This is a genomic window from Aestuariibaculum scopimerae (genome assembly GCF_059428085.1).
Genome location: NZ_CM182089.1, coordinates 3,516,789 through 3,541,097 on the forward strand (window position 1 = coordinate 3,516,789; position 24,309 = coordinate 3,541,097).

Below are 24,309 nucleotides of genomic sequence, written 5' to 3' on the forward strand. Positions count from 1 at the left end.
ATTATCATAATAAATTAAATGGAAGAAATACTAAGAAAAGAGTCCAAAAGGTTTTTGTCTCTTGATGTTTTTAGAGGGTTGACAATTTGTTTAATGATTGTTGTAAACACACCAGGTACAGGAGCCAATTTATATCCTTATTTGGTACATGCTAATTGGTTTGGTTTTACGCTTGCCGATTTGGTGTTTCCTTCATTTCTATTTGCAATGGGCAATGCCATGAGTTTTTCAATGGGAAAACTAAGATCTGCCCCATCAAGTTTTGTTTGGAAAAAAATATTGAAACGCACCTTTCTTATTTTTTTGATTGGGTATTTAATGTATTGGTTTCCATTTTTTCAACAAACAAATGGCTCATGGGAACTAAAACCATTCAGCGAGACTCGTGTTATGGGTGTATTACAGCGTATTGCTTTGTGTTATTTTTTTGCATCCATTATTTTTTATTATTTATCACAAAGGGTTGCTTTAATTTTGTCGGGGAGCATTCTGCTGGCCTATTGGGTGATTTTATATGTGTTTGGGGAGCCTGATGGCGTTTTGGATATGGCGACTAACGCTGTAACTAAATTGGATTTAAGTTTGTTGGGTGAGGGGCATATTTATAAAAAAGACAGTATTCCGTTTGATCCCGAAGGTGTTTTAAGTACGTTGCCAGCTATAGTAAATGTACTGGCGGGATATATGGCAGGAGTTTTTGTTCAAAAAAAGGGGAAGACGTATGAGGGGATTTCCAAATTACTTATAGTAGGATTTCTTCTGGCTTCATTGGCGCTTTGGTGGGATTTAGTATTTCCAATTTCAAAAAAACTTTGGACAAGCTCATTTACTCTTTATACTATAGGATTGGATTTATCTATAATGGCTATTTTGATTTATGCTATCGAAATACAAAACGTAAAGTCTGGTGTTAAGTTTTTTGATGTTTTTGGCAAAAATCCATTGTTTATTTATTTGTTTTCAGAGTTGTTCTATGTCTCTTTACGTCAAATGAAAACAAGCTCTGGGCTAGACCTTTTTGAATGGATAAGCGAAAAAGTTTTTCAAAATATATTCCCAGGATCTTTTGGGGCTTTAGTTACAGCATTAGTGTTTATGCTATTGTGTTGGTGGTTAGGATGGTGGCTTGATGAAAATCGGATTTATATAAAAATATAATTACATTAAATGGAAGCAATTAAAAAAGTACCTGTAGTATCAAAAAAGGTGTTAATTCCCTTTATTTTAGTCACCTCCCTTTTTATGTTATGGGGCTTCGCAAATGCAGTAACAGATCCCATGGTACAAGCATTTAAAAAAGTATTGGAATTATCTAACTCACAAGCAGCTTGGGTGCAAATGGCGTTTTATGGAGGTTATTTTTGTATGGCTTTGCCAGCAGCTATGTTTATGCGTAAATATTCTTATAAAACAGGTGTTTTAATTGGTTTAGCATTATATGCCATAGGCGCTTTGTTATTTTATCCGGCTGCCCAATCAGAAAGTTTTGTGTTTTTCTGTATAGGATTATATATTCTAACTTTTGGATTGGCATTTTTAGAAACAGCAGCAAATCCATACGCTTTAGCAATGGGAGCCAAAGAAACGGCAACTCAGCGTTTAAATTTAGCACAAGCTTTTAATCCGGTAGGTCTAATATTAGGTTTGTTTGTAGCACAACAATTTGTTTTGAAAAATTTACAATCAGATGATATAAAAGATTTTAGTGCCTTGGATGAAGCTTCAAAAGTTTTAATTAAAACCTCAGATTTATTAGTGATACGAGATCCCTATGTTATTTTAGGATTAGTCTTAATAGGTGTTTTTGTTCTATTCGTGGTAAGTAAAATGCCTCAATCAAAAGAGGAAGGAGGGATGCCAAAAATAGGGGATACCTTTGTTGTTTTAAGCAAAAATAAAAAGTATGTATTAGGCGTTTTAGCCCAGATTTTATATGTGGGCGCTCAAATTATGTGCTGGACCTATATTTATCAATATGCAGAAGCGATACTGATGGATAGCGTCACTGCGGGATATTACCAAATGGGGGCTTTTATAATATTTACTATAGGTCGTGCTGTTGGAACTTACTTACTGCGCTTTATAAGTTCTGGTAAACTGCTCATGTACTTTGCTATCCTAGCCATTATTTTTACTGGAGGAACTATCTGGATACAAGGAATAGTAGGCTTGTATAGTTTAGTTGGCATCTCCTTTTGTATGTCTCTAATGTTTCCAACTATATATGGTATTGCTTTAGGCGATTTAACAGAAGAACAATCTAAAGTGGGTTCTGCTGGCTTAATTATGGCTATAGTTGGAGGTGCTTTGATGCCAAAACTTCAAGGTATAATTATAGACGTAGGAGGGAATGGTGTCGCCGATACTAAAATATTAGGTGTGTATGAAGTTAATTTTTCGTTTATACTTCCGCTTATTTGTTTTGTTTATATTGCTTGGTATGGCCTAAGGGTTTATAAAAGATATGAAACTTATGATAATGAATTATAGAACATATAATTATCAATAACCAAATTGTAGATTTTTTGAACTATTATGGCTTGAACTCAGTTTCTAGAGTCGCTACCTTATCTACAATTATGTATAAATAGCCTAAAAAACGGCTATACAGAAATTACTATATATTTGGACTATAATGTTCTGCGTTATGTAACTTGAACTTTGCTTAAAAGCGAAAGTTGTTACTACAGTTTCTTGAAAAAATTTGAATCCCAAAAGTTTCTTAAAAAATGTAATGGAATACTCTTTGCCCGAAGCGACGATAGGAGCAAAGTGGGAATGTGTATGGAAAGGGATGGGATAGAGAACGGATCTGTACAATGTTAAAATCCTGTAAAGGGCCTTATAATTATAGATATTTTTATTTAATTAATTACCTTCTGCAAAATAATGGATGGTCATAAATAGTAACTTTGAATATCTTTCCATATCAATATATTAATTTGAACACGATACTATGAAATCACTGAAAACAAAAATCACATCTTTATTGCTATTACTACCAATAATCCTGTTGAACGCTCAAGGGGAGCTGAAATCAGTTCAGGGCTATTCGCCAAAGATTGGAATAATGGTCTACATGTTAGAAGATTTAAAAGATAGAATTACCCAACAAGTTAAAGACCTGGACCAATATTTGGATTTATGGGATGAAGTCCGTGAAAGAACCCTGAAAGAACTCAAAACGAAAGATGATGATTGGTTCACTTCGAATTTAGAAGAGGGACTCAACTACCATTTATAAAGAATCGATTGCCCAAATAAAACTATAAAATTCAAAAAAAAATCAAAATTTGAGTAACACAAATCCCATAATTTGTATATTATATATTAGGAAAAAGTTCTACATAAATTTTATACTCTTGTGGCAATCCACGAGAATCTCGTAAAGAAATAGAATTATGATGCTTCTTGAGAAATGCTTTTTTGCATTCATGAGTCATCTAAAAAAATATTAACCTTGTGAATACTCGCGTATTTAAAAATTGATTGATGATTGTACAGAATATTAAAATTATACGAAGAGAATTATAGCTACACAGTTTTAAATACAACTACGAAGCCACAATTAGCTTGACATAATTACTATCGATATAAGTCTAAAGACATTATATCTTCAATTATGTCAAATATCGCCCAAAAGCGCTATTTCGCTAATTGTTGCAAAATGCACTATAATTGATATTATTGTTAAACTAAAATCCTTATTTTACTTGGGTTCAGAGCAAAAAAGTGTAATTACACCTAAAAAGTTCAAAGAAAGTCTTTGAACTTAAAATAGACCGTCTGGTCACATTAAAAACCCCTATTATTGGGATTTTTAATTTAATATTAACGCATACCGCCTAAAAATTTTCCGTACAACGAAAAGTATTTCTAAATCGCTTTTCTTTCAATAAGTTGAAGACATTTTTTACTAAAATTGATAAAAAATGAAACAACTTAAAATTGAAATTTCCTTATCAGAGTATCATGAGAAACATTACATATACCTTGGTAACAAGGAATTTTTAAAACATCATTCAAAGACTTTTTTAAAAAAATATGTATCGACCTATAAAAGGGTCATTTTGGATAACGTAAGGATATTGAATTCCTATAACGCTCAAATCTATACACTCTACCGTACCTTTTATTTTGATCTTTCCGATAGGGATGTTGCGTTTGTATGCCAACAGTTTGAACACTTCAATAAAAGCTTTAATTGGATGTTTGATAACATAGGCGGTTGTCAAAACTCGATAGTTTTCTCAAAAATGAACCAATGCATTTATGCGTGTATTGACATTTTACAATTGCTCAAGGCTTTCTCGCATACCCATAAAAACTATTCTTTGAAAAACCAATCTGAAAGTTATTTAAAGATGGTTCTGAATTTTCAATCCAATTTTGAGAACGAGAAACGCAGCTTAGACTTAAGCAGGGATTATACTAAGGACAATCTTAGGTTCATAAACAAGAAATTAAAAGAAAGGGATAATGCATAAAATAGAACTAGTTACATATCCCGTGCATTTTCAGGACACGTTTCTTTTGATACTGCCGATGCGAAGTTATTACGAAATAGGCCAACAATTTACTTTTATTGAGTGGTCAAGCAAGGAAATTGTTTGTGTAAAGTATTTGGTGTCTAAAGACACCTGTAAAATATCTGATTTGACAGATGCGCAGACATATTTGGCCAAGAATTGTGATGCAAAGCTTTTTTATTCGATAATCAAGAATCAGTACAAAAAAAGGGGAGGGGATGGCAAGCTTTTTACTTTTATCGATAAAGATACTTTGGTTGATGTCATGGTATTTACCGATAAGGGAAATATTAAGGCCATGAACAAATTTCAATCGCTTTTACCAGAGGATTTGACCAAATCCCTTTTATCGAAAAAGCCCGCTATTTCCAAAAATTATTGTCATCCATCGAACTGGAACAGGGAAGCGCATCGCCCATATACAGAACAGGAACTAGAACGGTTAAAGAAAAGTATATGATTGAGTATTTGACTGATTTAATGTGGTTCTCTATTTCGTCCAAATTGAAAAGGAATGTTGAGCAATCTAAGGTCATTATCAATAATATGAACCATAGATTTGAGAATGACAAGGATTTTAGGCTTTTGGAACATGATAAAAATTTAATTGACGCTTTTGAATTTTATTTAAAATCTAAAAAACCATTGAATCTTGATTGATACAATACATTTAAGATTTCATGGAATATTAGCAAAAAAAACAGATACATTAAGCGAAATACAGGCACAGAATGAAGCTTCAAGCATTTTTGTGGTTGATGAACATCATCAGCTTTACAAAAAGATGTTGAAGTACAAGGGCAAGTTTTTCAATATGGTCAAGATAGTTACCAAAGAAACTACTTCTACCGAGGTTATGGATGAGAGCGATTTTTTGCACCATGAAAATTCAATGAAAAAAACTGGCTATTCAAATATTAGGCAGGTAATGCGCTTTGTGGATGAAACGGAAGTTCGCGAAATGGTCATGAGGATTAATGGAAAGTTCAATAGCCCGAGTTCTTTGGCTGCCGTTGTTTTTAATATTAATGAAAATGGTGGCTTTATTGACTTTAATGTTAGTATTCCAAAATATCTTTACGATAATTCCCTTGCCGAGTTTGTACCGCAAACATTGAGCAATAGGTACATTGAAATGTCTAATCCCGATAGCATTAAGGTGCAGCGGAAATACATTTATAAACGCTTGATGAAGTTCATCAATAGGTTTATAACGGATATTGCACATATGTTCCATTTGGACGCCCTACCAAATCTTCATTATATAGAATTGAGGCGTATAGACCTTTGTTGGAACCAGCATTTTAAGAGCAGGGAGGAGGCGCTCATGTACCTAAACCACCAAATGAAATTGGCTAAGGTCAAGGAGATAAGGACCAATAATAAGTTTAGGGAGTATGAAACATCCTTAAATTATTTTACGCAGAACGGTGCTTTTTTCAAGATTTACCATAAAGGCTCAGAATATGTTTCGTCACAGTTTGGGGATTTGAAAAAGCACCAGGACTTTAACAGGGCTTTTTTGGATGATTATTTCAAAAGATTGGGCGACAGGTTTAACAATGATGAAATATCGTTCGAGAGTTACAAATCGATAAAGGAAAAATTAAAGAATAAGGATTATGTCATGGGTCTTTTTGATAATCAGATCAAGGGCAAAAAGATTGAGATAAACAATGATATTGTTAGAAAGAAAGCGAATGAAAGTGCCAGGTTGATTAAAAAATTGCAGCCTTTCAAGGTGCATTTTTTAAAAGAGGAAATGGACAAGGTATTGCGTTATGAAGTTTCTTTAAGGGGTGAATATTTTTCATATCACTATAAGAAAAAGGTCTTTAGAAAGGATTGCCCTGTTTTTAGGAATTTAAAGGATAATTATGATTTTGTGCATTCCGTGAACCAATCGAAGGACCCTAATAAACCAGTATTGACCAAATGGCAAAACAGGGACCATAAAATGATGGACAAATTTTATAAGCGCCATATTGGTTTGGTATTATCTGAAAATACCGCTTTGAAATCTTGGTGCAAGCGTTCAAATATGCAGCATAATTCCCTTAACAGAAAATATGATATCAATGCAAGGTTTTATAAGTACACGCTCTTATCTGAAAAGGATGTTGGCATTTTTGACAATGAATTTTTACAGGTCTGCTTTGATGGCTTTTTTAGGATAGTAAAAAGCTTTCAGCCCAAAAAACTGGATAATTATGATACCACCTTGGCAAAGATTACCGAGTACAATAATAAGGCCATTGAAAGAAAAAACAATTATGATAGGGATAATCATTTCTTGACCGTTGATATACACGGTAGACATATACTAAAGGGCAAACGCCTCATAACCCGTGCTTCTGAACTTTTGACGCAAAAACAGAAAATAGAAAAGGGTTTTAAGACCGTGCATCCTACGCGCATAATGCAGGTTTATGCAGAACTTCAAAAGGGCAAATCATTAAAGGAAATAAGGAACGATTTACAGATTAAACCAAGTGCTTTCTCGAAATTAAAAAAGGATTTGCACCAGTTCGAAATTTTCGAGAACACTTTGGAAATGGAGACCGATGTTGTTGCGGATATATCATATCGTGAGTATTATTTTAAAACATCGGGTGAGGCATATTTGAACAATTTATTTAGAACGGAAAAACAAAAACGATATGGCTAAAGATAAACTTATTAGAGTTAAAGAAAGACAGTTTCTACAATTGCAACAATTGAAAGAAAACAGTGATTTTGTAAACAATTGGCAGGTTATTGATTTATTGTTAAGAAATCAAAAACGCTTTGAAGACCTTGAAAACAGGGTGAAACATGTGCATATGATAACCAAGCTTTAAAAAATTCTTGTTTACATTTTAATAAACCCCTCTTTCTGAAATTAATTTTGCTTAGAGCGAAAATTAAATTTTAAATCATTTTGATATGGCAATGAGTCGGACAAAAAAAAGAGGTTGGTTTGTAACAATACTGGTTCTGGTAGGAACTGCTATTTTGGCTATCAACCATCAGGAAAAAGTAAAAGAGTGGGCTGCCAAAGTGCCCTTTATTGCTAACCTAATTAAATAGTACTTACAATGAAGCAGATTATACAGTTTAATTCGGGGCAAGTAGTAAAGATTACGGAAGAGAACATTAGCGGTATTTTGATAGATTTCAAGGCGTTGCAAGCCGATGGTGTTACCGTCGCAGCAATAAAAGACTTGAACGTAATCCCTTTACAGATTACCCTTAAGCGAAAAGGTAGCCAAAAGCCCGTTGACATCGTTAACGATTATTTTGATTACGCTTTAAGGGGGTATCATGGTGGCACTACCCGTTATGACCTATCTATAACTGCAAGGGATGCGGGTTATTTGGTAAAGATACCTTTCAATGGTGACCTGAATTTACATAAGGGCGATGAGCTTTGTGTGGAAATGAAAGCGCCAGTTGCTGCATTTACCCTTTTAGATGCTACAAAATCAGAGATTTCCATCGAGACCGTTCCTGCGATGAAGACCAGTAATCCACATATTACTGTGTTGCGGTCGCATACATATGCAGGTGGTAGTGACCAGATAAATGAAACGATAGGCTCTAACATTGTTAAGGCCGTATTGGTTCATGACCTTGCTGCCGATTATTTTGCAAGTGCCGAGGCCAAGCCAACCAACGGTATTATTATTGAGGCTCAAAATTTTTCTAAGGATGCGAGTGAAAATTTGTTGATACAGGAAAATCTTGAAATGTTACAATTGAATCCTGAAACGGCGATACAGGATTTAGTGGTTTACCTTGGTCATCCCTTGATGTTTGCCAAGTACCGGGCCAAGTATAATAAGGCCGTGTTAGCATCAGCTAGAATCATGATGTTGCAACGTGTAGTAGTTTAAGTCTTCAATTTTTTAGTAATTATATTTTTTAAATGCCGTATCGCTTGTTCGGTACGGCATTTTTTTAAACATCAAACTTGAAAAAACATGAATTTATTTAGCGTAATATTAAAACTCATCAGGCATTTTAACCTCACTTCAGATGGTGCGGAATATCAAACTTTGCACAATGATGTAAAGAAATGGGAAACAGAAAAGGCAACTGAGGACAGTGAAGACCAATTAGGTAGGTTGTATTGGAAATTGCACCAAGGTCCATTATTTAGACTTGCAACCCCTTTCTTGTACTATTTTGCTGTAAGAGAGGTAAAAAGCATGATGTCTCCTGATGTTGAGGGAGACGATTTTTAACAATATAATTTTTTTAAGCTATGGAGATAACATCCGTTAATCAACTTTCGCCTTATGGCGGTTCTTTATTGACTACCGATGGCATTAGTTCACCAGAACTTATGTTTACCAGTACTACTGGTAGTACGGGCATAAGTGGTTCTTTGGTTGGAACTGGTGTTGGCATTTTGGATTCGGTTTTTGATATTGGATTGGTCGATAACATTTCAAATGTTTTGACCTATGGCCTTAACTCGTGGGGTGCAAGTACCAACCCAGAGAAGTCGATGCAATTTTTTCAAGGTACGATTAGGCCTGCTATTGCTTCCTTGCTTACCGATTATAGTCCTGACACTTTGCAGGACAACTTAAAACAGGCATCTAAGATACTGGCGCATGGTATAGCGCTTTACAAACATAAGCTTGCAAGGCATTTTAAGGCCAATTCAAGTATAGAGGCTGCAAAACAGAATATACAGATGTATTCTGATTTAAAAAGAGAAACCTTGGATAAAATTGTAGCGCAGTTAAAATCTGCTGGACTTGTTACCAAGACGGTACAGGCAACTGCCGACGATTCAGAACTTGCTTCGATGTTGGCAGGTGGTGATGACCCGTATTTACATCAAGACGGTCCATTGAAGTATGAGTACTGGATTATTGATATTGATAAGATTTACAGTTTAGCCGAACAGGCATCGGCGTCAAATCAATTGGGAGATACCCCAAAGATAAACCAGGCAGGTTCAGGCAGTTGGGTATTGGGTATTATAGTGTCTGCCGTATTAGGTAAAATTTTTAAAGTTTTTTAAGATGAGAATATTAGATGATTTAACTAGAACATTGGGCGATTTGGTAAAACCAAAGCCAAAAAAACGTAAAAGTAGACGTAGAAAACCTGTTTCTCGTCGTAGACAAAGAAGAACCCGTAGAAAAAGATATTGATATGCTGTCCAGTAAACAGAACATAATCATTATTGTGTTGCTTTTTTTGTTGTTCAACAAAAAAGGTGATTGTTCTTGCGAAGAACAAGGGGGCAAGGTTATAGACGGTAGTGATGATACTGCAGATATTGATAACAGCATAAATATACCAGATGCATTGCCCGATACTGGTTATGATTTTAATGAATATACGGAGCGAGCGTTTGAGCAGGATCCCGAATTAGTTAGAAATTATTATGGTTTTCCTTAGAAAGTATTTTAGAGAGATATTTATTTTCCTGTTTGGAATGTATGTTCTTTCAAAGTTTAGGGGGGCTTCTGGCGATAATGATCAACCATTGCCAGGTACAACACTAGATGATGGTTTAAGCATAGGTGGTGCAACATTGACCGATTCGCAAGCACGTGCAATTGCTAATTCGTTGTATGATGCCTTGGCGAATTATACGCAATTTGGTTTTCCTGCTACGGATGAAGAGACTATTTATTACCAGTTGTCCTTATTGAAAAACCAAGATGATTTTAATCTTGTTTACAAGGTTTTTGGTTTAAGAAAATACAGTAAGGATTTTGGCAGCGCCTCTGGAATAGTTGTGCATAAAATTAACCTCATTGAGATGATGCGGTATGAGTTGAATGATAAAGAGGTAAAATATATTAGGGATAATTACCCGCAGATTAACATCTTTTAATTGGATGTTAATTTTAGAAGTTCATTGAAATTTTTGATTTGATTTACCTTTTCAATTTTGAATTTTTTCAGACTTGATTTGCTTATTTTATTATTTCTTAGTTCGCTAAATGGTAGTAAGTAAAGGTCTTCTACATGTGTTGGAACAATGTCTACACCAACTATATAAAACACGTTTTTAAGTTTTTTATATCTTTTGTATTGACTTTCTGTAATTTCTACATAATCATTATCATATAGAAAACTGTCAATTCCTTTGAATTTGCATTCAATCCAAAAAAACTTGTTTGATTCTTTACAGTAGAATTTAAAGTCTGGATTCAGGTTTGAGCGAATAAAACTATAATGTTTAGAATAACTATGAGTTTTTTCTATAATCTCAAAATTTTTAAAAATGTTTAGGTAACAGAACAATTCAAATTGATCACCGATGATATGGTTAACTATTTTATCTATCATTTATAAAAAATATAATAATTGGAAAACGAAATTAAGAAAAAAATTACAAAGGGGGTTGCATTAAGTAATAAAGCAATGTTTTTGATATTTCTTTTATCTCCTTTGATTATTGTTTTATTAATTTTTCTAGTTCCATTTTTAACTGTTGGATTAATTTTTTATTTCTATTGTCAGTATAAAAAAGAGTATAGAATAATTAAGCAAAAACATGAAAGGTATTTGAAGAGTAATTTTTTAAACAATCAAAATGAGTAAAAAAAGAAAAAAGAAATATGTAGCCAATTATTGGGTATTGAAACAGAAGGCTTTTAAAACTAAGAAGGAGTGTGATGCCTTTGTAAAAGGTTATAATAAGGCTATAATAGATAATAATTTATAAATCATATTAGTATGTGGAATTTTACAGCTAGAACCAAGAATAACAATTTAATAAAATTAGGTTCGAAAAAGAATACCAGTATAAAGAAGGTTATTGGTAGAAAATCTAATGGCAAAGGTTTTGTCATGGATATTATTGAAAAAACTCTTCCTAGTTATGGAGACCCGTTAAGAGCTTTTGGAATAAAAGGTCAGCCAATTTCTATTCGTAAGACAAGAAATGGAGGTAAGTTGATGAAATTTAAAAGAAAGTATAAAACTATGGTTCTTTATGTTAAAAGAAAGAGCAATGGTAAGCTTTATTGCAAATTAACATCTCAAAGGGTATTAAGATAAATTTAAAATCATGTCAAAAAAAGCAAAACCAGTTTATATAGCGAACAGGGTAAAGAATTTACCCAATTACAAGAGCGCTGATGTAAAGTACAATGATTTGGAAAAAGCTAAGCACCATGTTGGTAATCATGGAACTGTTACTTGGCTTTGTAAAAATGGTCAAAAAAAGGTTGTTTACCAAATGCCAAAAAAAGAGGATTAATGGCAATATTATTTGAGGACAGGGTAACCCCACAGTTTTTGGAAAAGGCACAGGTTGTGGCCGATAAATTGGCCGTACCGGTTAACTGGTTGATGGCCGTTATTGAATTGGAGACAGCCGGCACGTTTGATGCGCAGATTACCAATTCTTTAGGTTACGTGGGCCTTATACAGTTTGGCCCTGAAGCTGCCGAACGGATGGGAACCACGCAGTTTGAACTTGGCCAAATGGACGAAATCGATCAATTGGACTATGTTTATAAATACTATGTTATTTATAAGGATAGGATTAAGAGCTATGTAGATTTATACATAGCGACCCTGTTTCCCGCAGCGCTTGGGAAACCCAGTGATTATGTATTGAAAACTTCGGACTTACCTGCCGAGCGTGTTGCCAGGGCTAACCCGTATTTTGATTTGAACAAGGATTTAATGATAACGGTGGGGGAGATAGAGGCAAAGCTTCTGGAACGTGTACCTGCCGATTTTAGGGATGGATTAAAAAAAAAATCGTTGCGGTGTCCTCACTGTTCACGCTTTTTTTGATAGTAGTTATATGGATATATTCAAGACGTTCGGCCTAGCCGTTTCAGCGATTTATGTAAACAATTTAGATACGATACACTGGACCATCCAGATAATAATAGGATTGCTCACTATCGTTTATTTGGTGAAAAAGCTTTTCACAAAACCACCAAAACCAAAAAAATGAAAGACATCCTTTCTTTAATAACAAGCCTTTTGGGCTTTTTGAACTCCAATACAGAAAGCAATCCGTACAGGAGTTTGCGCATTGTCAAGAAGACCTATAAGGAACTTAAGCGTGAGTTTAAAAAGGATGGCTTTACTGACGAGGAAAAGGCAGCTTTGAAACAATTGAGGGATGAGATTTTGAAACGAACAATTAATTTAAAATAGTTATGATAAAAACGATATCAGAAAACATCAAGACGACCGTAGTAGGGATAGTGACGCTATTGCTATCGGTTGCGACCGCTTTAGGTTGGGTGAACCTTGAGCAACAAACGGCCATTATTGATGGTGTGCCCGTAGTAATAGATTCCGCAAATTCTGTGATAAACGAGGTTTCGGGCATAATAGAGCTTGTTGTAGGTATTGGTTTTTTGTTTGCGAAAGACCATGATAAGGACGTTAATTCTAAATAGTTTATAGATATGCAGGTATATACAAGGCGTGGCGTAACGAATATTTACAACATTATACAACAGTACTTTAGTGATAATAATGTTGGTGGTTTTCCACCGCCTTATTTACGTGAGGTTGTTCCAGACAATTCAAGGCCGTCAGTACAGACCAATTATACCTTGTATGGTGCTTTTTTTACACCTGATATGACCGTGACCTTTGAGGGCCAGACAGTAAATGGCTTTGTATTCATAGATTCAACAGAGGTGCAGGTTGCTTGTTTGAATGGTGCAGCTGAGGGTTCGTTTGATATTACTCTTAACAATGGTTCCGAGTCTGTATTTGTGGACCAGTTATTGATAGTTCTTGGTGATGTGTATCAACCTTTGACTGCTGATTACATTAATACTACAGGTGATATAACTATCCAGGATGATGATTTGAGGATTAAGGTAAATGAGTCTTTGGGTTCAACTGAATGGAATAAGACTTTTGATGTTGGTTTGGATTTTAGGATGCTCTTTGATATAGTTTGGTCTCCTTTGGCTACTGCAAGTGGTTTTGTGAATCAAAACAATGTTGTACTTCATGATGCTACGGCTGTTGTTGATTATAAGTTTCAGTTTGGCTATGCAGGTAGTGGTAATAAGTTCATAAAGATATTTAAGGATGCCACTAATTTATTGAATCTTACATTTGAACCATATCAAACAACTGTTTTTTGTCGTTTGGATTTTGATGTGGCCACCAATGTCATGAAATTCTATGCAAATGATGTGCTCAAGTACACTTTTGCAAATACTGAATTCACGAACAATGTAATGCCCAAGTTTAATGTTAAGTATTTTTGGGATATTGAAAAGATTAAGTACATAGAACTCGATTAAATTATTTATATATGGAATTTACTTTAGATAGTGTAAAACAGGCAATAGAATCTTTAAAGGATTTAAAGAAACCCGATCGGGTTGAACATAAGCCAATCTTGGTAACGGACCTTGATGAGTTAAAGACCAATGTGCCAAAACAGTATTATTTTGGTGTTTTGACCGTTGGTACTGATGTGGCCAAGGCCATATTGAAAAATGAAGATGATAGTGAAATATTGACCATTGATGAAAACACACAGATAATTGAATGTTTTTCGAGTGTACAGTTTAAGGATGCTGCCGATGCAGACATCGATTCCCCTAACGGACAGTTTAGGGGATTTGAAATAAATATACGCTAAAGTATATTTATGTTTTTTTATGGTAAGGCCACTTTAAAAAAGTGGCTTTTTCGATTCAATTATCTGTTCCAATACGTTTTTGTATAGAAGTTCCGGAGTTTTTTGTCTTTGTGTTTTCGTCATGTTATTAAAAGTACCAGGTACTTTAATTTTTGCGCCTCTGCCGAAACTATCAAGCTCTTTAAGTTTTAGGTTTTTGAAGTTTGTTATTATGTTCGTCGGTTTGGTTGTTGGAAACCCATAACTTGATAGTGTGCATTCAAAGATGTGCCCGTTGTTTTTTTGCAAAAATTCTTTTAGTCCTGGATACTTTATTAGTTTTCCTCTGGGATTTTCTATAACCCAAAACTCTGGCATACTTTTTTCTATTATAGAAAATGTTTTGTATAGTATTTTAAGGTGTTCTTTTGCTTTTTCTGTTTTTGGGTTGAAATGTTTATCTAAATGGAAACCACCACTAGCATTGCTCCATATGTCACATGGTAGCCCAATCCACATAACAAAGGGCCTGGTACTTTTAAAGAAAGAGCTGCGCACTTTTAGAATATCCATTTTTAAATGAGGTTCACATATCCCTTTTCTTCTTCTTATATCTACGGATATACATTCCATGCCTAAAGACCTGGATATTTTTGTAAAACCACTTGAACCGCTATAAAGTTCAATATTTATCATATTAGGTTTTCTTTTCTTAGTGCCTTTATAATAGCGTACCTTCTTTGTGTATCCATTTCATAGAACTTTTTGACTATATTGGCCCGCTGCCTTTTTATGGCCTGTCTTTCTATAAAATCATTACCAAGGGCATTATAGTTCATTAGTTCTATATCTGCAGTACTAAAATTTGTATATAATGCATCCTTGAAAATTCCACCCCTGGTCATATATTCAAATTCTTCTATACTCCAGTCCTTTAGTTTTTCATCGTACAGTTCGCATCTTGGGTGTGTGATGCTTATTTTAGCGGGGCATGATATCATATAGTTTAAAAATTCTATATGATCTTCATGAAAAAATTCGTGTTCGTAGTATTTGGTTCTTTTTCGCCTAGTAGAAAATAAGTATGGGGGATCTGCGAAAATGTAATCATCTTCAGTAAATACATTATCTTCTATAAGGTCCTTGTAACACTCATATATAAAGCCTTTAGTGTAGTTTTTCCAAAGGGACTTGTTTTTTTCAGCGCATGTAAAATAGATATCTTGAGTATATACAGAATTCTCTAGCCCAGCTCCACCCATAAAAAGCGAAAAGTATCTGTTACTTTTTGGGATTCTGTTTATTAAAAATTCTATAACCCCAGGTATATTTTTATTTCCTGCGTAACCTACCAAGTGTAACCAATTTTAATAAACCCGCTTTTTCTCCAGTACGGCTCACAGCCCCATATGATTGCATCACTTCTGTAATCATACGAAACAATGCCACCTATAAAAAATTTTCCGAAATAATGTTCGTACTGTATTTCACCCCCAACCGTACCAAAAAAGCCGTTGTTGCTTCTATAGATTGTACCTATTTTAAAACCTGCACTTATCCTGTCGGTTTTAAAATATCCAAGATGTTTATTGAACCCCAATACCGTACCTGTAAGTTCTAGGTATGTGCGACCCCTAAGGTCTGGAAAATAAAAAACAGTCGCTTTGTTGTACATGGTTTCACGTTGGTAATCAATATTGAAACCAATATTGAAACCATCTTTCAAGGTTGCGTTTGGGTCAAAGAAGATGCTGCTTGTTGTCCGCACATCCTGTGCCACCAATGTAAAGGTGATTAAGTTGAATAATATCAGTAATTTTTTCATCGCTATTTTGATATAAAATTGATTTCTAGCCCTCTTCTTAATTTAAAGGTGGTAATGTCCTCACCTTTGTTGTAAGCTTCCTCAAAGTGCTTATTTGCGGTCTTTGACCCAACGAGCAGGGCATATGTCCTTGCCGAGTGCAATGATGTTTCATTTGTGTAAATGTCTTTTACACGAATTAGAAACTCCCGATTGATGTCTGTATAGCTTATCATGTTTCTATGGTTTCAAATTCTACGTTTAAGTTTCGTGTTTCCACATCCTCGATAATGTCGAAGAGTGTTATTTGATAGTTATTGTAGCATATGTACATATTTTCATTTTTAATCAATTTGTTTATTATTCTCTAAATCCCAATCTATACAATCAGGCCTTTTATTAATCCCAAATATTATCCCGCTTCTGTAATAGTTATACCCGTAATAAGTTTTATCCCTTTCACATCCACATCTTTTACATTTATTATTTATCCAAATGTGATTCATGTTATTTATTGTTTTAGTATTTAATAATTTGATACAGTTCTGTATATTTTCCTTTATTTCAATGGCGTTGGTCTAAGCCTAGCCTTGAATATGGTCCTGCTTTTCACTTTTGAGAAAACAGGGGGCATGTCTCTTTTTTTCTTGTCCTTTCTGATGACGTACAGTTTGTACGAATAGCTTCTTTTGCTCTTGGCATAAGCCTTTGCTCTGGTTTCGGATGTGAATACAGAAGTATCTTTGTTGATTACCCTGTATGTAACATTGATGTTGTCCTGTGTGTGGAAATGGGAATTCCTTTCCAGTTCCTTTTTTACAATTGGTTCCATATGTCAAAGTGTAAGATGTTAGCTGTGATTACTGCAATCACGATTATTATTGTAATTGTCATAAGCAGGGCTTCGCCTTTGTTTTGGGTCTTTTTGTCCATGATTATTATTTAAATCTGTTTCTAGTGTATTCTTTTCTTGAATTGTAAATACTGTTTTCGCCATCTTTTGAAGAAATAGCTTGTTTAATCAAGTTTAGTTTTCTTTTTTCCTCGTTGATAGCATCTTCTATTTTTGCATTTAACAAAAATGAGTGTCTTTTTCTTTTGATGTCAAATGAATCACCTGTATGTTCTTCAATTTGTTTGATAAATGTTTTTAATGTTTTCATGAGTTATATTTATTTTTAAAAGGGTCGATACGACCCAACTTTTTCGTATCAAAAAAGCCCCAATAAAGAGGTTATGCTTTTTCGATGCTACCGTTAAAAAACACCTATGCGGAGCGGACCAAATAATTTCATATAGCTTTGCAGCCACAGAAAAACAAGCGCATTAGCGCGTAGCTTTTTCGTGGAATGCACAGTTTATGCTGAAATTTTTGGATAGGTGTTTTAGGTTTGCTGTCGAAAAAGCATAACCTCTTTAGGGCTTGTCCCCAATTTGATTTTTTGTGCGTAAGCAGCGGGGCGTTCCCCCGCTGTTTGCGTTACAGCAATCCGACAGGATTAGCGCAAAAAATAAAATGTTCCGTTGGAGCGAAGCGAGTTGCGCACGCAACGTGAGACACTTCCGCTTTCTTTTGAATGCTGTTGTTTTTCTTGGCCGCGGAATGGCCAGAAAATGACAACTGCATTATGTTGCATTAGCGATAGAAACGGCATCCTTTTGCACTTTTGCGGAAGATATAGTGCATAGCGCGTCAAAGCTCTTTTAAGTTTCTTAAATGTGCTTAAAATGCCATGAGGAAAAAAATCCCTTTATTTTGGATGGGATTCATGGACTGATTTGAGAGGGTAGGAGAACGCCCTATATAACATGTTCTCCTAGGTTTCCATATCGAAACTTTTTTAGGCTTAAAACTCTTAAAATCAGATAATTAACTTTTTTTGACCCGTTCAAAATTAATATGCTGAAAATCAACGATTTAGCTTTTTTAAGTATTATTTTACTAAAATACTGTAAATCAGTTATTTGCATATTTTTAAAATTTTCCGTTTTCTTTTTTGCGAAAAAAGCCTTAACATTGTTAAAAATATGAATGTTCTTTGACTTATTGGATACGGAATTTTTTTTAGGCCTAAAAATCTAAAAAATATAATGAAAAATTTACAAATTACAGGGCATCTGGGAAAGGATGCCGAAGTCGTAGAAACACAGAACAAAGATTACAATACCGTAATGTTTTCTGTTGCACACACAAAAAATTATAAGAACGCTAAGGGCGAAGATGTTCAACAAACAGATTGGATAACTTGTTTTAAACGTTACAAAAAAGACCCTAAAAAAGTTTTAGATGTTCTAAAAAAAGGGATTAAGGTTTACGTGGACGGAGAGCCGAGTTTTGGAATCAACAATTCGAATAACGCTGTGTACGTTTCAATTTCATTGAACGTGAACAATCTTGATTTTATGACTAAAAAGGATTGATATGGATAATATTATTATTTCAATAGTATTGGGTTTTTTGAATTTTGTTTTTCTTATAGCTCTTATTTTTATGTTTTATTTTAAATCTTTTGATATTTCTCTAATATCAAAATCCATTGAGGAAAATGTAATGAAAAATCAATCTCATTTGGATTTACTAAAAGATAAGTTTGTTGGTCTTCATGACCAAACTAAAAGAATATTGCATAATCAAAAACTACAGAATGATTATGATTTTCATGAATGTGAATTCATTTTGAAGTCTAAAGACGGGTTTTTAAATTGTGCAAAAGATATCAATAAATTTTATTTTGATAAATTGAAACATGATGAAAATCAGGAGTATGTTATTCGTATAACACCGTTTATGAAACCTTTAAAAGAAAGTGAGGTGCAAAGTTGAAAAATATACAATGTAATATATGTGGATGGATAAAAATAGAACCGTTTGGTGAACCAAAATGCCCAAATTGTGGAAATAAAGATGGGCTTCCAATTCATCTTAAATTAAAAGAAAGCGAGGTGAATAATGATTGATTCAATTATTGTTAATTTTAAAGATGGTTCTAATGTAAAATTAGAACATATTGGTAAATTAAGATTTCACAATCATATTACTGATTTTGTTTACAATTATGATTTAATTCAAAATTCATTAGAACATATTGAAAATAACAAAAATTAACCCTAAAAGGGTTTTATTTTTGTATTATAATTGATATTATGTAAAATAGATATTTTAAACCCTTCCCTTCATCTAAGAAAATAAGCAGTACGTCCTATTTATAGCAAGAATCCCTAAAAAACTGCTTTTTAGCAGAATATTTATTGAAATTATTATCTATATTAACAACCTAAATAACCAACCAACTAAGTTATATTTGACATTTAGGTCTGCAATAATACATTGCAGACCTTTCTATTTAATAATAAATTCTTTACTAAAACTATGTTAATTAGATTTCTCAATACGTTAAACCCTTTTTGATATTGTATATTTGCACTCTTACTTTAGTGCCTAATCCATGAAACCTAAACAAAAAACCAAAACAGAAAAATCTCGTTTGCAACTGTTGCATCAGTATTACAGTTATACTGGATTTTATTCATTTGTTTGGCAAGCTATAAAAAAGGCAATACCTTATATCATATTGGTTATTATTGCCATCTATACAGTAAATCATTATTTTGATATTAATACTGCTTTGGTGCAGTTAACCAAAACACTTCCTGTTTATGGTGTTTTGGTGTTCTTCTTTGTTTCTGAAACTTTGCTAGGGCTTGTACCACCAGAAATATTTATTGCATGGGCAGGTAAAATGTACACACCTTGGCTGTATCTAACTCTTCTAGCATTTCTATCCTATATTGGGGGCCTTTTTTCTTATCATATTGGAAAGTTTATCACAAAAACACCTGCCATACATAGATATTTAGAGGTTAAAATGAAAAGCCAATTAAAAAATTCAAGGAAATGGGGTGGTTTTTTAATTGTTGTTGGCGCCCTATTGCCTCTACCCTTTTCTATTTCATGCTTAGCAGCTGGCATCATAGATTTTCCCTTTAAAAATGTTATGGCTTATGGCTCTTTGCGCTTATTGCGCTTTTTATTGTACGGACTTGTAATTTTCCACGTCTTTTAAAAAAGTTTTAAAGTCTCTGAGTTTTTAATTACAGTGTAGTATTTTTGCATTTAAATTTAAATCTATGTTTTCATTCTTGAATATATTTAGAATTGTTGCCTTTCTTGAGGGTGTTTCATATATTTTACTTTTGTTTATTGCTACGCCGGTAAAATACCTATTGCATGATCCTAGTTATGTAAAAATGTTGGGCATGCCACATGGGTTATTGTTTATCGCGTATTTGGTGGTAGCTTTTATGTTTAAATCTGAAGCGAGTTGGAATAGAAAACAATTTGGAAGGGTGCTATTGGCTTCCATCATACCTTTTGGAACATTTTATGTAGACAAAAAGTACCTTAAACCGTTGACCAATGGATAAATTAAAGCATATTGTTTATGACTATTTCATGACTTTGGGAGCCTCTGAAAATTTCGCAAAATACCTGAACATGCTGGCTTTGCTACTAGCTCTATTAATTATTGTTTTTGTTATAGATTTTATTATACGAAAACTGCTTATAGGTTTGTTTTCGAAGTTTGCATCGCAGTCTAAAACGAATTTTGATGACTTATTAGTATCTAATAAAGCACCTAGGAATATTGCCCATATTATTCCGCTATTAATCACGTTAAAGTTTATTCCCTTTGTATTTTACGATTTTCCGGATTTTGAAAACTTTATGGAACATGCCTTAAAGGTATTTGCCATTGTGTTAACACTTTGGATTGTACGTAGCTTACTTAACACCATTAAAGATTATTTTAAAACACTCCCTAATTTTAAAGACAAGCCCATAGATAGCTATATCCAGGTATTTATGATTTTTGCCTGGATTATTGGTGTTTTTTCAGCATTTGCCATTATAACGGGCATTCCATTTTTAAAGTTTATAACCGGCTTGGGGGCCGCCTCTGCAGTTATCATTTTAGTGTTTAAGGATACCATACTTGGTTTTGTGGCCAGCATTCAAGTGTCTATTAACGATATGGTTCGTATTGGGGACTGGATTACTTTTGAAAAGTATGGTGCTGATGGTGATGTTATTGAAATCAATTTAGCAACCGTTAAGGTTCAAAACTTTGATAAAACCATTACAACCATTCCTACTTATGCTTTAATTTCTGATTCTTTCAAGAACTGGCGAGGCATGACCAACTCTAATGGAAGGCGCATTAAGCGTGCCCTATTTATTAAACAAGACGGCGTAAAGTATCTTACTGAAAAAGATATAGAAAAGCTTAAAGGCATCCAACTTATCACTGCTTATTTAGAATCTAGGCAAGCTGACATCAACTCATATAACGAAACCAATAATATTAATAAGGAATTATTACTAAATGGTAGGAACCTAACAAATTTAGGGGTTTTTAGAAAGTATATTGACAGTTACTTAAAAAACCATTCTGCCGTGAATAAGGATATGATGATTATGGCACGCCAGTTAGCACCAACAACACAAGGAATCCCGTTAGAAATTTATGCCTTTAGTAGTGATAAACGCTGGGAAAATTACGAGTATATTATGTCTGACATCTTTGACCATCTTATAGCGGCCCTGCCCTATTTTGACTTAGAGATCTTTGAGTTGCCCAGCAACTCCAGTTTTAAGGCGGCTATTACTTAACAACAAGTTTCTGACTATATTGATTGTTTATTTTAAGGAAATATAAACCTGGAGGAAGAATAGATAAATCTAGTTTTATTGCATTCACATCCTTAAAACCTTCTTCCAATAACATTTTGCCTAAAGTCGAATATAATCTGATGTGATTGATGTTTTTTCCCTGTATGGTTAATTTATCAGTAGTCTTTAGAGCCAAAGGATTTGGGAATATTTTGAAACTTTCAGCTAAAATGTTATGGTTCACCGATAACGACGTCCCTAAATTTTCATTAAGCGCAATCACTAGAGTAGTACCTTTGTTGAAATCAACAGTACTGCCAGTAGCATCAGTCTGATTAGCAAGATTTCCAGAATCCGGATGTTGAATGGACATGAACAGGTATTTATAATCTGGTGTAAACGTAATACCGGTAGGTTCAGAACCCGTAGGTGCGATACCAAAAATTTCAACATCGGGACTTGCTTGAGTATGTCCGCTTTTAACTACCCATATATAATTATTACCACCATCCTGTAGTACCCATAAATTACCATCGCCATCAAACGCTAAATTATCGTTGCCGGCTCCCCAGGCCACAGAAGTCGTTGAAGTTCCATCATTGATATCATAATTCATGGCTCCAACAAAAGTTTCCATGATTACTGTCGATGCTGAAGTTTCTAAAGGATCTGAATCCTGAAAACGATAGACCCTTTGATCCGGAGCTCCTTTAACTGCAAAATAAATCCAACCATCAGGTCCAATTTCAACATCTTCAATGCCTGCAAAATTTGTTGCACCTGCATTTGTACTTAGCGTGATAGTATTGTTTTGATGACCTGGTAAATCGTGGGATGCGTTAGAACTATCATTTATTAGAACCCAAGAACCTGTTCCTTCTTTAAGTCCGATATAAACATACAAGTTACCTGAACTCAGATCTTCAGCATTATCTGCTACAAATTTATATAGATAACCAACACCACTGGTATCATCAGCACCTTGGTAAACAGTACGATTATTGGAGTGAATGGTAACATTTTCATGCCTAAAATTGCCCATAGCCCAAAGTTTTTCGTTGTTTACAATAGTTTTAGTTGCCGGATCGATTTCAATATTCCATCCGGTATCATAATAGGAGTCAGCATTCAGATCTAAGGTCACAGCAAATTCTTCAGAAGAAATAACGGTTCCCCATGGTGTTACTGTTCCGGAGCAATTTGCTCCAGTTACATATACCGGAGAAAAATCAATAGCTTCTGAAGCTGTGGTTTCCCATAATTTACTTGTCGTGTTAAAATTAACATCAAAAATAGTAACAGCCCCTGGTGCAGATTCATGATTCAGGCTCAAATATCCGTTGGTACTACTATCTGATATGGGAACAAATCCGGTAAAATCCGGACTATCGGGCAGCGTACCACCTTCAGAGATGACGTCACCAGTTTCAGCTATCTTTTGAAAAGTATGCGATGCTGGTATGATAAATTGGTCTGTTTGAGTTGACGGGGAAACCGACGTGAAATCCCCAATATTTTGTGACAAGGAAATTAAAGGAATAAATAATACTAGTAAAATTGATTTCATGGATTGGTTTGTATTAGTTATATTTTATCCTTGAGATATATAACACAAAAGGATTCAATATAAAAATACTAAATCCTTTTATTGAAACGGTTATTAAATCGTTAACTTCTATATATTAGCAGCAACCCAATTCCCTACTTCCTGAGTGCCGTAAGCTTTTTCACCACTTGCTAAATCTTCTGTTACAATACCTTCTGCTAATGCTTTATTAACTGCGTCTCTAATGGCTTTGCCTTCTTCTGGTAAGTTGAATGCCATTTCAAACATCATAGCAGCTGATAAAATAGTTGCCATGGGATTGGCTATGTTTTTTCCTGTAGCCTGCGGGTAAGATCCGTGAATAGGCTCAAACAAAGCAATGTCGCTCCCCATGGATGCTGATGGCATCAAACCCATAGATCCAGAGATTACAGATGCTTCATCTGTTAAAATGTCTCCAAATAAGTTTTCTGTAATCAAAACATCATAGCTATTTGGCCATTGTACCAAACGCATGGCTACGGCATCTACAAATTCATAGCTCACTTCTACCTCTGGATAATCTTTTTCCATAGCTTGAACCGTTTCACGCCATAGTCGTGATGTTTCCAAAACATTGGCTTTGTCTACACAACATAATTTTTTTGAACGGGTCATTGCCAATTCAAATCCTTTTTTAGCCAAACGTTGTACTTCTGCTCTAGTATAAACGCAGTTATCAAAAGCTGTTTCCCCTTCATCTCTTCTACCCTTTTCACCAAAGTAAATTCCGCCGGTTAACTCTCTTAAAAACACCAAGTCCGTTCCTTCAATACGTTCTTTTTTTAAGGGGGATTTATCTATTAATGATGGAAATGTAAAGGTAGGACGCACATTGGCAAACAATCCTAATTTTTTGCGCATTTTAAGCAGTCCTTGTTCTGGTCTAACAGGAGCTGATGGGTCATTATCATATTTTGGATGTCCTATGGCACCAAACAAAACGGCATCGGAAGCTTGACAAACCGCATGTGTTTCATCCGGATAAGGTTCGCCAACAGCGTCAATGGCCGCTGCACCTGTTAAGGCTGGTTTCCATGTTATATCATGTCCAAATTTTTGGGCAACCGCATCACTTACTTTTACCGCTTGTTCTATCACTTCAGGCCCTATTCCATCACCTGCTAAAAGTGCTATGTTTAATTTCAT

General features: G+C 34.4%; 37 protein-coding genes. 28 read left to right on the forward strand and 9 right to left on the reverse strand.

Annotated elements, in window-relative coordinates; all coding sequences use genetic code 11:
- Positions 1-18 precede the first annotated feature (18 nt).
- The 14 genes from AC5SR4_RS15150 to AC5SR4_RS15215 all read left to right on the forward strand — a co-directional run bounded on the left by AC5SR4_RS15150 (position 19) and on the right by AC5SR4_RS15215 (position 10,371).
- The gene (locus AC5SR4_RS15150) at positions 19-1,158 is read left to right on the forward strand and encodes an acyltransferase family protein (RefSeq protein ID WP_495357120.1); all 1,140 of its coding nucleotides are present in this window, start codon (positions 19-21) and stop codon (positions 1,156-1,158) included.
- 9 nt (positions 1,159-1,167) lie between these two features.
- Positions 1,168-2,490: an L-fucose:H+ symporter permease gene (gene fucP / locus AC5SR4_RS15155; protein ID WP_495357121.1), complete on the forward strand. Its 1,323-nt coding sequence runs from the start codon at positions 1,168-1,170 to the stop codon at positions 2,488-2,490.
- Positions 2,491-2,956: 466 nt separating this feature from the next.
- Positions 2,957-3,244 (forward strand): hypothetical protein, encoded by a 288-nt coding sequence (locus AC5SR4_RS15160; protein WP_495357122.1) that lies wholly within the window; start codon positions 2,957-2,959, stop codon positions 3,242-3,244.
- Between the two features lie 688 nt (positions 3,245-3,932).
- Positions 3,933-4,487: a hypothetical protein gene (locus tag AC5SR4_RS15165; protein WP_495357123.1), complete on the forward strand. Its 555-nt coding sequence runs from the start codon at positions 3,933-3,935 to the stop codon at positions 4,485-4,487.
- Entirely contained in the window at positions 4,480-4,989 is a 510-nt protein-coding gene (locus tag AC5SR4_RS15170; protein ID WP_495357124.1) for a hypothetical protein, read from the forward strand. The genes AC5SR4_RS15165 and AC5SR4_RS15170 overlap by 8 nt, the downstream gene beginning before the upstream one ends.
- Positions 4,986-5,189 (forward strand): hypothetical protein, encoded by a 204-nt coding sequence (locus AC5SR4_RS15175; protein WP_495357125.1) that lies wholly within the window; start codon positions 4,986-4,988, stop codon positions 5,187-5,189. The genes AC5SR4_RS15170 and AC5SR4_RS15175 overlap by 4 nt, the downstream gene beginning before the upstream one ends.
- Positions 5,182-7,197: a hypothetical protein gene (locus AC5SR4_RS15180; RefSeq protein WP_495357126.1), complete on the forward strand. Its 2,016-nt coding sequence runs from the start codon at positions 5,182-5,184 to the stop codon at positions 7,195-7,197. Before AC5SR4_RS15175 ends, AC5SR4_RS15180 begins: the two co-directional genes overlap by 8 nt.
- Positions 7,190-7,369: a hypothetical protein gene (locus tag AC5SR4_RS15185; protein ID WP_495357127.1), complete on the forward strand. Its 180-nt coding sequence runs from the start codon at positions 7,190-7,192 to the stop codon at positions 7,367-7,369. Before AC5SR4_RS15180 ends, AC5SR4_RS15185 begins: the two co-directional genes overlap by 8 nt.
- Positions 7,370-7,460: 91 nt before the next feature.
- Complete coding sequence (locus AC5SR4_RS15190) at positions 7,461-7,598, forward strand: hypothetical protein (RefSeq protein WP_495357128.1); 138 nt, start codon at positions 7,461-7,463, stop codon at positions 7,596-7,598.
- A gap of 8 nt (positions 7,599-7,606) precedes the next feature.
- Positions 7,607-8,404, forward strand: a complete 798-nt coding sequence (locus tag AC5SR4_RS15195; protein ID WP_495357129.1) for a hypothetical protein — start codon at positions 7,607-7,609, stop codon at positions 8,402-8,404.
- An 87-nt stretch (positions 8,405-8,491) separates the two neighbouring features.
- A complete protein-coding gene (locus AC5SR4_RS15200) occupies positions 8,492-8,755 on the forward strand; it encodes a hypothetical protein (RefSeq protein WP_495357130.1) in 264 nt (87 codons plus the stop codon).
- A 20-nt stretch (positions 8,756-8,775) separates the two neighbouring features.
- A complete protein-coding gene (locus tag AC5SR4_RS15205) occupies positions 8,776-9,546 on the forward strand; it encodes a hypothetical protein (protein ID WP_495357131.1) in 771 nt (256 codons plus the stop codon).
- A 134-nt stretch (positions 9,547-9,680) separates the two neighbouring features.
- On the forward strand, positions 9,681-9,929 hold the full coding sequence (locus tag AC5SR4_RS15210; RefSeq protein WP_495357132.1) for a hypothetical protein: 249 nt from the start codon (positions 9,681-9,683) through the stop codon (positions 9,927-9,929).
- A 37-nt stretch (positions 9,930-9,966) separates the two neighbouring features.
- On the forward strand, positions 9,967-10,371 hold the full coding sequence (locus AC5SR4_RS15215) for a hypothetical protein (protein ID WP_495357133.1): 405 nt from the start codon (positions 9,967-9,969) through the stop codon (positions 10,369-10,371).
- On the opposite strand, the gene AC5SR4_RS15220 is transcribed toward AC5SR4_RS15215, so the two are convergent.
- Positions 10,368-10,829 (reverse strand): hypothetical protein, encoded by a 462-nt coding sequence (locus AC5SR4_RS15220; RefSeq protein WP_495357134.1) that lies wholly within the window; start codon positions 10,827-10,829, stop codon positions 10,368-10,370. The genes AC5SR4_RS15215 and AC5SR4_RS15220 overlap by 4 nt on opposite strands.
- 18 nt (positions 10,830-10,847) lie before the next feature.
- Here AC5SR4_RS15220 and AC5SR4_RS15225 point away from each other — a divergent pair, with 18 nt between their 5' ends.
- The 9 genes from AC5SR4_RS15225 (at position 10,848) to AC5SR4_RS15265 (ending at position 14,121) form a co-directional block, all read left to right on the forward strand.
- Positions 10,848-11,084 (forward strand): hypothetical protein, encoded by a 237-nt coding sequence (locus AC5SR4_RS15225; RefSeq protein WP_495357135.1) that lies wholly within the window; start codon positions 10,848-10,850, stop codon positions 11,082-11,084.
- The gene (locus tag AC5SR4_RS15230) at positions 11,077-11,208 is read left to right on the forward strand and encodes a hypothetical protein (RefSeq protein WP_495357136.1); all 132 of its coding nucleotides are present in this window, start codon (positions 11,077-11,079) and stop codon (positions 11,206-11,208) included. The genes AC5SR4_RS15225 and AC5SR4_RS15230 overlap by 8 nt, the downstream gene beginning before the upstream one ends.
- Before the next feature lie 11 nt (positions 11,209-11,219).
- A complete protein-coding gene (locus AC5SR4_RS15235; protein WP_495357137.1) occupies positions 11,220-11,543 on the forward strand; it encodes a hypothetical protein in 324 nt (107 codons plus the stop codon).
- Between the two features lie 10 nt (positions 11,544-11,553).
- Complete coding sequence (locus AC5SR4_RS15240; protein WP_495357138.1) at positions 11,554-11,745, forward strand: hypothetical protein; 192 nt, start codon at positions 11,554-11,556, stop codon at positions 11,743-11,745.
- A complete protein-coding gene (locus AC5SR4_RS15245; RefSeq protein ID WP_495357139.1) occupies positions 11,745-12,290 on the forward strand; it encodes a hypothetical protein in 546 nt (181 codons plus the stop codon). Before AC5SR4_RS15240 ends, AC5SR4_RS15245 begins: the two co-directional genes overlap by 1 nt.
- A gap of 162 nt (positions 12,291-12,452) precedes the next feature.
- The gene (locus AC5SR4_RS15250) at positions 12,453-12,662 is read left to right on the forward strand and encodes a hypothetical protein (protein WP_495357140.1); all 210 of its coding nucleotides are present in this window, start codon (positions 12,453-12,455) and stop codon (positions 12,660-12,662) included.
- A 2-nt stretch (positions 12,663-12,664) separates the two neighbouring features.
- Positions 12,665-12,910 (forward strand): hypothetical protein, encoded by a 246-nt coding sequence (locus AC5SR4_RS15255; RefSeq protein WP_495357141.1) that lies wholly within the window; start codon positions 12,665-12,667, stop codon positions 12,908-12,910.
- 9 nt (positions 12,911-12,919) lie between these two features.
- Complete coding sequence (locus AC5SR4_RS15260; protein ID WP_495357142.1) at positions 12,920-13,777, forward strand: hypothetical protein; 858 nt, start codon at positions 12,920-12,922, stop codon at positions 13,775-13,777.
- 11 nt (positions 13,778-13,788) lie between these two features.
- On the forward strand, positions 13,789-14,121 hold the full coding sequence (locus AC5SR4_RS15265; RefSeq protein WP_495357143.1) for a hypothetical protein: 333 nt from the start codon (positions 13,789-13,791) through the stop codon (positions 14,119-14,121).
- A gap of 33 nt (positions 14,122-14,154) precedes the next feature.
- Here AC5SR4_RS15265 and AC5SR4_RS15270 read toward each other — a convergent pair whose 3' ends face one another.
- From AC5SR4_RS15270 to AC5SR4_RS15295, 6 genes are all read right to left on the reverse strand, one after another.
- Positions 14,155-14,796 carry a hypothetical protein gene (locus AC5SR4_RS15270; RefSeq protein ID WP_495357144.1) on the reverse strand — a complete coding sequence of 214 codons (642 nt, stop codon included), beginning with the start codon at positions 14,794-14,796 and terminating at the stop codon, positions 14,155-14,157.
- Positions 14,793-15,455, reverse strand: coding sequence for a hypothetical protein (locus AC5SR4_RS15275; RefSeq protein WP_495357145.1), 663 nt, complete (start codon positions 15,453-15,455; stop codon positions 14,793-14,795). The genes AC5SR4_RS15270 and AC5SR4_RS15275 overlap by 4 nt, the downstream gene beginning before the upstream one ends.
- Entirely contained in the window at positions 15,449-15,925 is a 477-nt protein-coding gene (locus tag AC5SR4_RS15280; RefSeq protein ID WP_495357146.1) for a hypothetical protein, read from the reverse strand. Before AC5SR4_RS15280 ends, AC5SR4_RS15275 begins: the two co-directional genes overlap by 7 nt.
- A gap of 2 nt (positions 15,926-15,927) precedes the next feature.
- Positions 15,928-16,140 carry a hypothetical protein gene (locus AC5SR4_RS15285; protein ID WP_495357147.1) on the reverse strand — a complete coding sequence of 71 codons (213 nt, stop codon included), beginning with the start codon at positions 16,138-16,140 and terminating at the stop codon, positions 15,928-15,930.
- Between the two features lie 323 nt (positions 16,141-16,463).
- Positions 16,464-16,736, reverse strand: a complete 273-nt coding sequence (locus AC5SR4_RS15290) for a hypothetical protein (protein ID WP_495357148.1) — start codon at positions 16,734-16,736, stop codon at positions 16,464-16,466.
- A 106-nt stretch (positions 16,737-16,842) separates the two neighbouring features.
- A complete protein-coding gene (locus AC5SR4_RS15295) occupies positions 16,843-17,067 on the reverse strand; it encodes a hypothetical protein (protein WP_495357149.1) in 225 nt (74 codons plus the stop codon).
- A gap of 928 nt (positions 17,068-17,995) precedes the next feature.
- Between AC5SR4_RS15295 and AC5SR4_RS15300 the strand changes: the two genes are divergently transcribed.
- The 5 genes from AC5SR4_RS15300 (at position 17,996) to AC5SR4_RS15320 (ending at position 21,575) form a co-directional block, all read left to right on the forward strand.
- Complete coding sequence (locus tag AC5SR4_RS15300; RefSeq protein WP_495357150.1) at positions 17,996-18,325, forward strand: single-stranded DNA-binding protein; 330 nt, start codon at positions 17,996-17,998, stop codon at positions 18,323-18,325.
- A gap of 1 nt (position 18,326) precedes the next feature.
- A complete protein-coding gene (locus AC5SR4_RS15305) occupies positions 18,327-18,728 on the forward strand; it encodes a hypothetical protein (protein WP_495357151.1) in 402 nt (133 codons plus the stop codon).
- Between the two features lie 622 nt (positions 18,729-19,350).
- Positions 19,351-19,968, forward strand: coding sequence for a YqaA family protein (locus AC5SR4_RS15310; RefSeq protein WP_495357152.1), 618 nt, complete (start codon positions 19,351-19,353; stop codon positions 19,966-19,968).
- A gap of 64 nt (positions 19,969-20,032) precedes the next feature.
- A complete protein-coding gene (locus AC5SR4_RS15315; RefSeq protein ID WP_495357153.1) occupies positions 20,033-20,329 on the forward strand; it encodes a DUF3817 domain-containing protein in 297 nt (98 codons plus the stop codon).
- Complete coding sequence (locus AC5SR4_RS15320; protein WP_495357154.1) at positions 20,322-21,575, forward strand: mechanosensitive ion channel family protein; 1,254 nt, start codon at positions 20,322-20,324, stop codon at positions 21,573-21,575. Before AC5SR4_RS15315 ends, AC5SR4_RS15320 begins: the two co-directional genes overlap by 8 nt.
- Here the strand turns inward: AC5SR4_RS15320 and AC5SR4_RS15325 are convergent.
- Positions 21,568-23,142 carry an alkaline phosphatase PhoX gene (locus AC5SR4_RS15325; protein WP_495357155.1) on the reverse strand — a complete coding sequence of 525 codons (1,575 nt, stop codon included), beginning with the start codon at positions 23,140-23,142 and terminating at the stop codon, positions 21,568-21,570. The two genes, AC5SR4_RS15320 and AC5SR4_RS15325, sit on opposite strands and share 8 nt — an antisense overlap.
- Positions 23,143-23,250: 108 nt before the next feature.
- Positions 23,251-24,309, reverse strand: coding sequence for a 3-isopropylmalate dehydrogenase (leuB, locus tag AC5SR4_RS15330; protein ID WP_495357156.1), 1,059 nt, complete (start codon positions 24,307-24,309; stop codon positions 23,251-23,253).